This window comes from Heminiphilus faecis (assembly GCF_008728965.1).
Classification (GTDB): Bacteria; Bacteroidota; Bacteroidia; order Bacteroidales; family Muribaculaceae; genus Muribaculum; species Muribaculum faecis.
This window is the reverse complement of the sequence record NZ_VSMC01000013.1, coordinates 43,670-55,885: the sequence shown is the minus strand read 5'-3', so window position 1 is coordinate 55,885 and position 12,216 is coordinate 43,670. Positions and strand designations below refer to the sequence as shown.

Here is a 12,216-nt window from a genome sequence, read left to right as displayed (position 1 = left end):
AAACTGTAAATAGAATTACCAATCATGACTTTTGAAGAAAGAAAGAATTTTGTCGAGACGAAATACGAGGAACTCGTAACCCGCAAAAATGAGCCTATAGAGGGCAACGGCATATTTTGCCGTTATAAAAATCCGGTCATTACCGCCGAGATGGCTCCTCCGTTCTGGCGCTATGATTACGACAAGGAGGCCAATCCTTTTTTTGAGGAGCGCATCGGAGTTAACGCTACTCTGAACTCAGGCGCTATAAAATGGGGCGACAAATACGTGTTCGTGGTGCGTGTCGAAGGGTCTGACCGCAAGTCGTTTTTTGCTGTGGCCGAGAGTCCTAACGGCGTTGATAATTTCCGTTTCTGGGATCACCCCGTCACCATGCCCGAGGATGAGGTACCCGGCACGAATATATATGACATGCGACTTACTCGCCATGAGGACGGCTGGATATACGGTCTCTTCTGCGTCGAACGCCATGATGATGAGCAGCCGGGCAACCTCTCGGCGGCTACGGCTACTTGCGGCATTGCCCGTACTAAGGATCTTGTGAACTGGGAGCGTCTGCCCGATTTGAAGAGCCGCAGCCAGCAGCGCAACGTTGTGCTGCATCCCGAATTTGTCAACGGTAAGTACGCGCTTTACACCCGTCCGCAGGACGGTTTTATAGACGCCGGTAGCGGAGGGGGTATCGGCTGGGCGCTTGTCGATGATATGACTCATGCCGAAATCACCGATGAACTCATTGTGGACAGCCGTTATTATCATACTATTAAAGAGGTAAAGAACGGCGAGGGACCTCATCCTATAAAGACCTCTAAAGGCTGGCTTCATCTCGCCCATGGCGTGCGCGGTTGTGCCTCGGGGCTGCGTTACGTGCTGTATATGTATATGACTGCTCTTGACGAACCGTGGCGACCAATAGCCACCCCCGGCGGTTACTTCATGGCCCCCGTGGGCGAGGAGTATATGGGCGATGTCATGAATGTGCTCTTCACCAACGGATGGATAGCCGACGAGGACGGCAAGGTGTTCATATACTATGCTTCGAGCGATACCCGCATGCATGTGGCTACCTCTACCGTTGACCGTCTTGTCGATTACTGCATGAATACTCCTGTCGACCGTCTCACTACCGGTGAGTCCGTAAAGACTCTCAACGCTCTGATTGATCATAATCTTGCAATAATTAATAAGAAGTAATTACAATGGCTCCGTTACGCGAAAAAATCGGATATGGCTTCGGCGACATGGCTTCGTCCATGTTCTGGAAAGTTTTCAGTTACTATCTGCCCTTCTTCTATGCCAATGTTTTCGGCTTGTCGTTGATCGACACCGGTGTGCTCCTTCTCGTAACCCGTATCTGGGATGCTGTGAGCGACCCCATGATGGGGGCTGTCGCCGATCGTACAAAAACACGTTGGGGTAAATATCGCCCCTATCTTCTATGGGTGGCCGCTCCCTTCTCTATATGCGGCATATTGTTGTTCACCACCCCTGACTGGGGATATGCGGCTCGTCTCATATGGGCTTATGTGACCTATATACTTATGATGACCGTGTACACCGGCATCAATGTGCCTTATGGCGCTATGCTCGGTGTTATGACCGACAATTCTCAGGAAAAGACCGTGTTCTCGTCTTTCCGCATGTTTTTCGCCTACGGAGGTTCATTTATAGCTCTATTCGCTTGGGACCCCCTGTGCAGGATGTTTCAGGACGGCTTCGGATTTTCGTTGCAGTCAAGCTGGCAGTTTGCCATGATTGTCATTGCTTCATGCTGTTTCATACTGTTCCTCCTGTGCTTCCGTCTTACCCGCGAGCAGCTCACTACTGTGAGCGCCGCCTCGCTGGGAAAGGACCTGAAGGCACTCGTCACCAACAAACCGTGGTGGTTGCTTAACGGTGCTTCGTTGTGCTTCAATCTTTTCAACACAGTGCGTGGCGCTACCGTGGCCTTCTTCTTCGCCGATATTATCGGAGGAGAACAGCACATCGTCATATTCTCCGTGTCGATGCTCTTCTACTCCGGTCTGTTCCTCGGTGTGGGTGAGGTCGCCAATATGGTGGGAGTGGCTCTTGCTGTGGCTATCACGAAGAAACTGGGTAAGAAACCCACGTTTATATTGGTCGATGCCCTGCTCATTGTCTTCAGTATTATCTTCTTTACATGTTCGCCAGAGAGCAATGCCGGATTGCTTGTCATGCTGTTGCTGCAGGTGGTGATTTCAGTACTTACAGGTATCATGTCGCCCCTTGTATGGTCTATGTACGCTGACGTAAGCGATTATTCGGAGTTGAAATATCGTTCGGCTTCGACAGGTCTGATATTCTCGTCGGCTTCGATGGCGCAGAAGTTCGGCGGTGCCATAGGCGGTGCCGCAGTTATGTGGCTTCTGCACGGCTACGGCTATGTTGAGCGTCCCGAAGGTGTGCAGTCGGTGGATATAGTGCAGCCTGATAGCGCTATTACCTGTCTGTGGATGCTTATGACATTCATTCCCGCGGGCGTGGCTTTGTTGTCGCTTGTAATAGTGTGGCTCTATCCGCTCACGACAAAGCGCATGGACGATATTGTGGCTAAACTGAAGCAACAGCGCCTTAACCCCGTGGAGGAACCCGGCAATAGTGAAGTGGAACCCGTCTGATTCATGACAATGACTGAACAAGCTTTAAAAACGGAGTTGCTCGACAATCTTAACGATTGCATACTCCCTTACTGGATGAATAAAATGGTTGACCCGCGCGGCGGTTTTTACGGCCGTCGCGACGGGTATGACCGTCTTGACGCCGATGCGCCAAAAGGCGCTATACTTAACGGTCGTCTTCTTTGGTGCTTTGCGTCGGCTTTTCGTACAACCGGCCGCAAGGAGTATCTTGATATGGCTGCAAGAGCCAAGGACTATATTCTTGAGCATTTCTATGACAGCGAGTATGGAGGCATATATTGGTCGCTTAATCCTGACGGCACTCCTCTTGACTCGAAAAAACAGTTTTATGCCATAGGTTTTGTCATATACGGACTGTCGGAGTATGTGCGTGCTACAGGCGACAGGGAAGCTCTTGATTATGCCGTAAGACTCTTCCATGACATAGAGACCCATAGCCGCGACCGCAAGCGCGGAGGCTACATCGAGGCCTGCACGCGCGAGTGGGGTCCGATAGATGATATGCGTCTTAGCGACAAGGACGAGAACATGGCCAAGACCATGAACACCCATCTACACATTATCGAACCATATACCAATCTTTATAGAGTGTGGCCTGATGCGTCGTTGCGCGAGGCCATCCTGTCTTTGCTCGACATATTCTTTGACATAATGGAGGATAAGCGTTCGCATCATCTCGGACTCTTCTTTGACGAGGACTGGAAACGTCACGACAAAGACACCTCCTATGGTCACGATATTGAGGCTTCATGGCTTCTGCTTGAGACCGCGCAGGTGCTCGGCGACCATGTCGTCGAGGCTCGGGCTCTCGCTCATACGAAGGCTATAGCCGAAGCCGCCCTTGAAGGTTGTTGTGCTGACGGTTCCATGGTCTACGAACGCCTCGGTTCCGGCGAGTTTGACAATGACCGGCATTGGTGGGTACAGGCTGAGAATATGATAGGTCAGATATATCTGTACAAGTATCACGGAGTTGCCGGCGCATTCAAAAACGCCGTTATGACTTGGAATTATATTAAGGATAACATAGTTGACAATGACGGCGGCGAGTGGTTCTGGAGCCGGCGTCCCGACGGTACGGTTAATCGTGATGAGGACAAAGCCGGATTTTGGAAATGTCCCTACCATAACAGCCGTATGTGCACCGAAATCATACGTGCTTTGTCGGAATGAAATATTCTTAGTAACTTTGATGTGTTAAAATACACATTATGATACGACCGTTTAAATTTGTTCCATACCTCAAGCCCGTGCTTTGGGGAGGTGAGAAGATAGCCCCTTTCAAGGGCGTTGACGTTGAAGATGATAATATCGGCGAAAGTTGGGAAATATCCGGTGTGCCCGGTCATGAATCGGTAGTTGCCGAGGGCGATGACAAAGGACTCACCCTTCCGCAGCTTATCGGTAAGTACGGCGCTGATCTTGTCGGTGCCCATGTCATGGATAAGTATGGCGAAACTTTCCCGCTCTTGATAAAGATTATCGATGCCAAGAAAGATCTGTCGGTGCAGGTTCATCCCGATGATGCTTTGGCCGCAGTGCGCCACAATTCTTTGGGTAAGACCGAGATGTGGTACATAATAGATGCCGAGCCCGGAGCACGTATATATGCCGGCCTTTCAGAGTCGATAACTCCCGACGGCTATATGCGTCTTGTGGAGGAGAAAAAGATTATGGATGTTGTGGCTGCTCATGATTCGCATGCCGGCGACATGTTTTTCCTTCCGGCCGGTCGTATTCACGCTATCGGTGCAGGCAACCTGCTCGCCGAGATTCAAGAGACGAGCGACATAACTTATCGTGTGTATGACTTTGACCGTCGCGATGCCGATGGCAATCCGCGTCAGCTTCATACCGAACTCGCCAAGGATGCTATCGACTATACCGTATATCCGGAGTACAAGGGGGCTTATGACAAGAATGCCTCTGGAGTTACCGGGCTTGTGGAGTGCAGCCACTTCGACGTGAAGCGTGTCGTGTTGGACGGCGGTATCGAGATGCCTGCGGCCGATGACTCTTTTATGGTGGTTATGTGTCTTGACGGTGAGTGCGACATCATAACCGACGGCGAGGCTACTCCTGTGCGTCGCGGTGAAACTCTGCTCGTTCCGGCTTCGGCAAAGGCAGTGTCGGCCGACGGAAAGGCTACGTTGCTTACCGCCACGGCATGAGTCCCCATCCGGGAGGATACCTATAATTAACCTATATTTAGCTAAATGAAAAGACTGTTTTTGCTGACGGCGGCTGTCATGACAGCCGCCGTTGTGCTTGCACAGCAAGCACTGTGGGGCGTACCGACGATGATTTCACCTGAGGTAAAAGCCGACAATACCGTGACCTTCCGTCTTGATGCGCCGAAAGCTTCCTCTGTTGTGGTGGCTGGCGATTTTTCTCCCCGTGGTTTTGAATTGATGACAAAGGATGCCGACGGCATATGGACCTACACGACTCCCGCGTCTCTTGCACCGGAGTTGTACAGCTACACGTTCTATGTCGACTCTCTTAAGGTGAGTGACCCGAACAATGTGTATAAACTGCGTGATGTCAGCACCGTGTCTGACATATTCATTATAGGCGGACAGTTGGCCGATCTGTATAAGGTCAACGACGTGCCCCACGGTACTGTGTCAAAGGTGTGGTATCCGTGCTCTCGTACAGGCAATGACCGTCGCATGACCGTATATACCCCTGCCGGTTACGAGAAGGGCGACCGCCGTTATCCGGTGCTCTATCTGCTGCATGGCATGGGTGGTGATGAGAATGCGTGGACCGAACTCGGAAGGGCCGCACAGATACTTGACAACCTCATAGCCCGCGGCGAGGCTGAGCCTATGATTGTGGTGATGACCAACGGCAATGTTGACATGCAGGCGGCGCCCGGCGAGACCTCTGCCGGACTTGTGGCTCCCACTATACAGCTGCCCCATACTATGGACGGTACCTTCGAGGAGGCTTTTCCCGAAGTGGTTGAGTTTGTCGACCGCAACTACCGCACGCTGCCGTCAAAGAGCGCGCGGGCCATCGCGGGACTGTCGATGGGCGGATATCATTCGATGCACATCTCAAAGCAGTATCCCGATATGTTTGACTACGTAGGACTTTTCTCCGCGGCTATATTCCCCGATAAGTCAAAGACTTCGCCTGTATATGCTGATCTGGAGGCCAAGTTGAAACGCCAGTTTGATAATGCGCCTGCACTATACTGGATAGCCATCGGCGACAAGGACTTCCTTTACGAAGCCAACACCGAGTTCCGCAAGGTATTGGATGCCAACGGATACCCTTATACTTATTATGAGAGTCCCGACGGCCACATATGGAAAAACTGGCGTATCTATCTCGCCAAGTTTGTTCCTCAACTATTTAAACGCCATTGATTATGTATACTGTAGCTGGTCTTGTCCGTCGTTCGGTTTTTGCTCCGTTTCTCTGTCTGTTGGTCTGCCTTTCTGGATGTCACGGCTCTGAGCATCTCGAACGATGGAAGCTGATTGAGATAGAGGCGTCGGGCATAACACTGGACGGATCTGATATTCTTCATGGCTCTATTCCGCCCGGAGGAGGCTCTTTTACCTTGCAGGGTATAGGCGACGGAGCGCAGTTTGCTTTCATGACCTCGCTCTCGCTTAATGACGAGAACATATGGCGCGGTACTGTCACAGACTCCGACCCTATATCACTGACAGAGCCGGTGGTGTCGGGAGAGTGGGGAAGTGTGAAATACCTTACCGACAAGCCTCCGTTCAAGTTGTCGTTCACCATATCGCCCAACGAAAGCGGTGCCCCGAGGCACATCGACATGACCCTCGGCGGCGTGTGGTACAGCAAGCGCGACATTGAACTGACCCAGCAGCCCCGTTGATTATTTCTGAATCATCCTGACTAAGAGAAATAGAATAAAAAACACCCGTGCAGTCTGAAGTGACCGCACGGGTGTTTTCAATTATGGCTGTCAGTCGTGTAAATTGCGGCTGCGCAGATAATCGAGAAGAAATTGCGGACGGTCGGTCTGTATTATGCGTGCGCCGAGCTCGTCGATGAGATATCCGTAGCCGTTGTCGAAGTCTTTGAGCGATGCGTCGTCGTCATGTCCGCCGGCCATAGTGTCCCACAGTGTGTTGTACCATATGAGGGTGCGCCCGTCAAGGCTTTCTTTCAGCTTCTTGGGCAGAGGGTTGGTGTCTGATTTATACAGCAGCTCAAATGCCACCGGGTGCATGTCGCCGATAAACTTCTCTATATGTTGCTCCGCGTTCTTTTTGTCGAGGTTGACGATGGGCATGTATATTACCTCGTTTAGATATTCACCGTACTTGGCTTTTGTCTTTTCGGCCGATTTTGTGCCTTTCATTATTATCTGCCGGGTGGTGCCGGTCTTTTGCAGAAGGTCATATACCTGATCGAAATACCGGTCGGCTTTGTCGAGATTGATCATGATTTTGCCTTTGGCATGCAGCAGGGCCTCTTCAAGAGTAGGCACTTTGTGTATGGTGCGTATGTTGCATCCGTTTTTAAGATTAAGAGTTCTGATGTAGTCTATGGTCGACTCCGCTATGAGACCTTTGCCTGTGGTTGTGCGGTCGAGTCTGGGGTCATGCATTAGTATCAGCACGCTGTCCTGTGTGCGGTGCACGTCAAGTTCCACAATGTCCACGCCCATGGCTATGGCGTTGTCGATGGCTTCAAGTGAATTTTCGGGAAAATTGCGCCAGTCGCCTCGGTGCGCGGCCACGATGACTGAACTTTTGTCACCTTTGAGTAGCCGTTCTCTGATATCCGACGCTCTGTCCTGTGCCGACGTCAGGCCGCACATGAAGAGTGCGCAGAGCGCTGTAAGCAAGCATTTCATAACTGTTCTGTATTATTGAGGTTATTGTTGGTCCTTTCCGTAATCGCCCGTTTTGCCATTATTTTATGCCGTGCATGTGCAGTATTTCCGTTATGCGCGGCTGTATATGCTCAAGTATGCGGGTAAAGCCGAGGTCGGTCGGATGTACGCCGTCTACGGTGGCTTCATGGTCATCGCCTATGGGCATGCCCGGGTTTATGAAATATATGTTCTGTTCTCCCGATGCTATTATTTCGTTCATCATTCTCTCGGCGGTAGCGCGTTTGCGGCGTTCTAATTCCCGTTTTTTAAGGTCGAAGTTGCCGGTCTCCCTTACTTCGGTTTGCAGAAATATGAGCGGAGTGCCGGGGTGGGCTTTGCGTACGGTCTCTATAAAACCTCGGAGCCGCTCCTCGATCTGTTCAGGTGTGGGGTTGGAGAATGTGTCGAATATGAATGCGTCGGCTTCGGTGTCGGAGGCTATGTCCGAGAAATACTTGTCGAGCTTGCACTGCCCCGACAGCCCTATGTTGACTGCCTCCATGCCCAAGGCCCGTCCGAGTCGTGCCGGATAGGTCATGCCGGGTCGTGATGCCGATGACCCGTGGGTTATTGAGGAGCCTATCACGGCAAGCCGGCCCTGAAACAGCCCCGGGGCTTTCTCTATCGTGGCGCCGGGGTCGATGCCTATCTGAAGGTCTTTGACCGTATCAAAGAGCGGCAGATAGAGCAGACAATACTTCATGCTGTCGGTCATGTCGCATGTCACCGGGGCTTCATGCTCGGTCTTGCCGGCTTTGGGCGATCCTGTGCCGGCAAATATCCATTGGCCGTTGTCAAGTATGTACATGTCAAGGCCCGACTGGTTGATAAGCGTGTTGTTGGCCGCAGGTTTACGTCCTGAAGTGGTCCACCGCGCATATATGTTGCGGCTGTCGGTTCTGAACGCCACGGCTATGCCTGTCGAAAACGACAGGTATCTTGCCGCTGTCTTTGTGAGGTTGTCGTAGCGTGTGGTGTCGATACGCTGCCACATGACAGTGTCGGTCTGCGCTTTGTTTATTACGGTAAGTGTGGAGGCATCGGTCCATCTCAGTTTTTTTGGCGCTGCGGCGGCGGTGGCTCCTGCCAAGATAATAAGCGCGCACAGCAGGTAATATTTCATGCTCATAACGTAAGGTTGATACGGTCGTTTTGTCGATTGCATAATTTCGGGGCATATGGCCGCGACGCTATCGGTATTTCACGCAAAAGTAATATAAAGAGTGAAATTATGCAAAATAAATGTTTCGTTTCGTAATGCGGCCGTGTTGTTTCGAAATTACACGGCCTGCCGGATGCTACGTCGCCGGCTGAACGGTGTTGACAGAGCTTTTTTATCTGTCGTTATGAGCCGGAAGTCTTATTCTGTAGGCGTTATGACCGAGGTGCGGAGGTATCTGATAAGCTCGTCGGCCATTTTCCGGGCTTGTGCTGCCGAGGGATGATAGGCGGCGCCATAGCCCAAGTCGCCTGTCTGAGGCGACATGTCGAAGCGGTATACACGGTCGTTGTCGGCGGCTATGCGGTCGAGCACGCTTTTTACGTCGTCAAGCGCTTTTCCGCCCAGCATTGAGCCGGTCAGGAGCACTATCTTGGCTTGGGGATAGAGACCGCGCAGCCGTGCGAGAAATTTGCGGTACTCACGCTCGTATATGGCTATGTCGTAGTTGTCGAGCGATGTGTCGTTGGTGCCGAGGTTTATGCATATTATGTCGGGGGTGAACTGTGTGAAGTCCCATTTCACCTCGGGGCGATAGAGCATGGTGTTGTCATATTCCGACGGCATGGTGTGGTCGGTGCCTTTGCGGTCGCCTCCGAAATTGCGGTATATGCCTATGCCTGAACGTGCCACTATGTTGACATCGGCGTTGAGCGCCCTGCCGGCAAGATGGGCGTAGGTGAGGGTGTGGTTCTCCGTATCGTAGCTGAAGTCGTTGGACGGAATGCTGTCCTCGATGCCGTAGCCGCATGTGATAGAGTTGCCTATAAACTCTATTTTCATGCTCGGCCTATGGGCGTTGGCCAGCATTGAGCCTCCGTGATTTATGTGGAAGCCACGGAATTCCGGAATAAACTCGTAGCCCTCGATGGCATAGGTGATGCGCGCTTTGTGAGGTGCGTCGGTCATGTTTTCGGCGAGTGTTATGACCGAGTCTGTGGCGGTAAAATTGACGGTGAATGGCTGCATGGAGTCAATCTCGACGACAAAGCGGCCGCTCCCGGGCTTGGCCTCCATTTTCAGGCTCGATCCTTTGAAGTCAAACATGGCCGTGGTGCCGGGATAGGTGAAGCGGTAGGCCGCGGGGTCGCTCTTGTCTATGCGGCCCATATAATATATGTGTTCGTTGTCGGGAGTGATGAGGGTGTCGGGCGCCTGTGCCGCGCAGGTAATCGCTGCGGCTGTTAAGGCTGTTAGCAGAAGTGTCGACATGGTCTTGATGTTTTATATATGATTGGTGTAGGTGACTTTGAATGTGGTTTTATACATTGTCAGAGCGGGTGTTAAGATGTCGATTGCAAATTTAGTAAAAAATAAGACGCCGCCATGTAATAGTGCGATATAAATTCGGGCATATGCAATCGCACGTTTAGTATGATTCAGTTATTAGTGAAATAATTCAGCGATGGTGATGCTGAAAACGGAAAACACAGTGAAAAATTAAAATTATTTGGCTGACAGGGAAAAAAGTCGTACCTTTGCGCACCGATTATGTCCAAATTAATGATCTGATTGATGCTCCGCCGACATTTTTGGCCGAATGAAAGCTGTGGTGTCAATCGCTTAGTAAACTATTAATTAAACATTTAACGTGGATACTTTAAGCTACAAAACTCTTACTCCCAACGAGCAGAGCTGCGACCGTGAGTGGGTAGTCATCGATGCTACCGACCAAGTGCTCGGCCGTCTCTGTTCAGTTGTTGCCTACATCCTGAGAGGCAAAAACAAGCCCACTTACTCTCCCTTTGTTGAGTGTGGCGATCATGTGATTATCATCAATGCCGACAAGGTGCGCCTTACCGGCAACAAGTGGACCGACCGCGAATATCTCCGCTATACCGGTTATCCCGGCGGACAGCGCGTATCGACTCCCGAACTTCTTTTGAAGAAGTCGTTCAACAAGCACGTAAAAGCAGGTTACAACCCTCTTTACACTAAAGTGCTCAAGGGCATGCTTCCCAAGAACCGTCTCGGTCGTAGCATAATCGAGAACGTGCATGTATACAACGGTCCCGAGCATCCTCATGCCGCTCAGAACCCCAAAGTAATCGACATCAACACTATTAAATAAGAATTATGGAAAAGGTAAATGCAGTAGGCCGTCGTAAGGCCGCCATCGCTCGCGTAATCGTAGGTGAAGGCACCGGCGTGATCACTATCAACAAGCGCCCCTTGGAAGTATATTTCCCCTCTTCCATACTTCAGTACATTGTTAAGCAGCCTCTCAACACCCTTGACGCAGCCGGCAAGTATGACATCAATGTCAATCTCGACGGTGGCGGTTACAAAGGTCAGGCCGAGGCTTTGCGTCTGGCTATCGCCCGCGCTTTGGTTAAAATCAACCCCGAGGACAAGCACGCTCTCCGCGTGGAAGGCTTCATGACCCGCGACCCGCGTGCCGTAGAGCGTAAAAAGCCCGGTCAGCCCAAAGCCCGCAAGCGCTTCCAGTTCTCCAAGCGTTAATATTGCGGTTGCTGCAGTTTGTGCGGCAGTCGTCGATATATTGTGTTTAGTATCTAAATCCCGAAGATGGACACGTTCCCTACCTCGAGATTGTAATTATCAGAAGAACGTAAACAACTTTTTAAACAGACAATGTCAACACCTACATTTGACCAACTTTTGGAAGCAGGTTGCCATTTCGGTCACCTCAAGAGAAAATGGAATCCTGCTATGGCGCCCTATATATTTATGGAGCGCAACGGTATCCACATCATAGACCTCTACAAGACCGCCGCTAAGGTCGACGAGGCCGCTGCTGCTCTCAAGAGCATAGCAAAATCCGGCAAGAAGGTACTCTTCGTTGCCACTAAAAAACAGGCCAAACAAGTTGTAGCCGACAAGGCTTCATCCATCAACATGCCCTACGTTATCGAGCGCTGGCCCGGTGGTATGCTTACCAACTTCCCCACTATCCGCAAGGCCGTGAAGAAGATGGCGTCGATCGACAAGATGACTAAGGACGGTACTTTCGATAATCTTTCGAAGCGCGAGAAGCTCCAGATTTCGCGTCAACGTGCCAAACTTGAGAAGACTCTCGGCTCTATCGCCGACCTTAACCGTCTTCCCTCGGCTCTTTTTGTCGTTGACGTTCTTAAAGAGCGCATCGCAGTTGCTGAAGCCAACCGTCTTGGCATACCCGTATTCGCAATGGTGGATACCAATTCTGACCCCACCAACATCGATTTCGTGATCCCCGCCAACGACGACGCATCGAAGTCTATCGAGATCATCCTCGACACCGTGGTTAAGGCTATGGCCGAAGGTCTTGAAGAACGTAAGGCTGAAAAGGTTGACGCTCCCGCCGCCGAAGGCGATGAGGAAGGCGCTCCCGCCAAGGGTGGCCGTCGCCGCGTAAACCGCCGTAACGAAGAAGCTGCGCCTGCTGAAGCTCCCGCAGCTGAGGAGGCTCCCGCAGCTGAGGCTTAAGCCTTGAAAACATTTTATTAACAAGCAATAAAACTATT

Annotated in this window: 12 protein-coding genes; 9 read left to right on the top strand and 3 right to left on the bottom strand. The window is 51.3% G+C overall.

Annotated features, from left to right (window positions below):
* The first annotated feature begins 24 nt into the window (after window positions 1–24).
* The 6 genes from FW767_RS07185 to FW767_RS07160 are packed head-to-tail and all read left to right on the top strand — an operon-like array spanning window position 25 to window position 6,522.
* Window positions 25–1,194: a glycoside hydrolase family 130 protein gene (locus tag FW767_RS07185; protein ID WP_205523852.1), complete on the top strand. Its 1,170-nt coding sequence runs from the start codon at window positions 25–27 to the stop codon at window positions 1,192–1,194.
* 5 nt (window positions 1,195–1,199) lie between these two features.
* Complete coding sequence (locus FW767_RS07180; RefSeq protein WP_121699929.1) at window positions 1,200–2,639, top strand: MFS transporter; 1,440 nt, start codon at window positions 1,200–1,202, stop codon at window positions 2,637–2,639.
* Window positions 2,640–2,648: 9 nt separating this feature from the next.
* A complete protein-coding gene (locus FW767_RS07175; protein ID WP_121699942.1) occupies window positions 2,649–3,833 on the top strand; it encodes an AGE family epimerase/isomerase in 1,185 nt (394 codons plus the stop codon).
* A gap of 38 nt (window positions 3,834–3,871) precedes the next feature.
* The gene (locus tag FW767_RS07170; protein WP_121699930.1) at window positions 3,872–4,831 is read left to right on the top strand and encodes a type I phosphomannose isomerase catalytic subunit; all 960 of its coding nucleotides are present in this window, start codon (window positions 3,872–3,874) and stop codon (window positions 4,829–4,831) included.
* Window positions 4,832–4,876: 45 nt separating this feature from the next.
* On the top strand, window positions 4,877–6,037 hold the full coding sequence (locus tag FW767_RS07165) for an esterase (RefSeq protein WP_121699931.1): 1,161 nt from the start codon (window positions 4,877–4,879) through the stop codon (window positions 6,035–6,037).
* Between the two features lie 2 nt (window positions 6,038–6,039).
* Window positions 6,040–6,522, top strand: coding sequence for a hypothetical protein (locus FW767_RS07160; protein WP_121699932.1), 483 nt, complete (start codon window positions 6,040–6,042; stop codon window positions 6,520–6,522).
* 90 nt (window positions 6,523–6,612) lie between these two features.
* Here FW767_RS07160 and FW767_RS07155 read toward each other — a convergent pair whose 3' ends face one another.
* From FW767_RS07155 to FW767_RS07145, 3 genes are all read right to left on the bottom strand, one after another.
* Window positions 6,613–7,509, bottom strand: a complete 897-nt coding sequence (locus FW767_RS07155; protein WP_150980429.1) for a glycerophosphodiester phosphodiesterase family protein — start codon at window positions 7,507–7,509, stop codon at window positions 6,613–6,615.
* 58 nt (window positions 7,510–7,567) lie between these two features.
* Window positions 7,568–8,659 carry an SGNH/GDSL hydrolase family protein gene (locus FW767_RS07150; protein ID WP_121699934.1) on the bottom strand — a complete coding sequence of 364 codons (1,092 nt, stop codon included), beginning with the start codon at window positions 8,657–8,659 and terminating at the stop codon, window positions 7,568–7,570.
* Between the two features lie 231 nt (window positions 8,660–8,890).
* The gene (locus FW767_RS07145; RefSeq protein ID WP_121699935.1) at window positions 8,891–9,961 is read right to left on the bottom strand and encodes an SGNH/GDSL hydrolase family protein; all 1,071 of its coding nucleotides are present in this window, start codon (window positions 9,959–9,961) and stop codon (window positions 8,891–8,893) included.
* A gap of 379 nt (window positions 9,962–10,340) precedes the next feature.
* Between FW767_RS07145 and rplM the strand changes: the two genes are divergently transcribed.
* The 3 genes from rplM (at window position 10,341) to rpsB (ending at window position 12,178) form a co-directional block, all read left to right on the top strand.
* Window positions 10,341–10,820: a 50S ribosomal protein L13 gene (rplM, locus tag FW767_RS07140; protein WP_121699936.1), complete on the top strand. Its 480-nt coding sequence runs from the start codon at window positions 10,341–10,343 to the stop codon at window positions 10,818–10,820.
* 5 nt (window positions 10,821–10,825) lie between these two features.
* Window positions 10,826–11,212: a 30S ribosomal protein S9 gene (gene rpsI / locus FW767_RS07135; protein ID WP_121699937.1), complete on the top strand. Its 387-nt coding sequence runs from the start codon at window positions 10,826–10,828 to the stop codon at window positions 11,210–11,212.
* Window positions 11,213–11,344: 132 nt separating this feature from the next.
* Window positions 11,345–12,178, top strand: coding sequence for a 30S ribosomal protein S2 (rpsB, locus tag FW767_RS07130; protein ID WP_121699938.1), 834 nt, complete (start codon window positions 11,345–11,347; stop codon window positions 12,176–12,178).
* The last annotated feature ends 38 nt before the right edge of the window (window positions 12,179–12,216 follow it).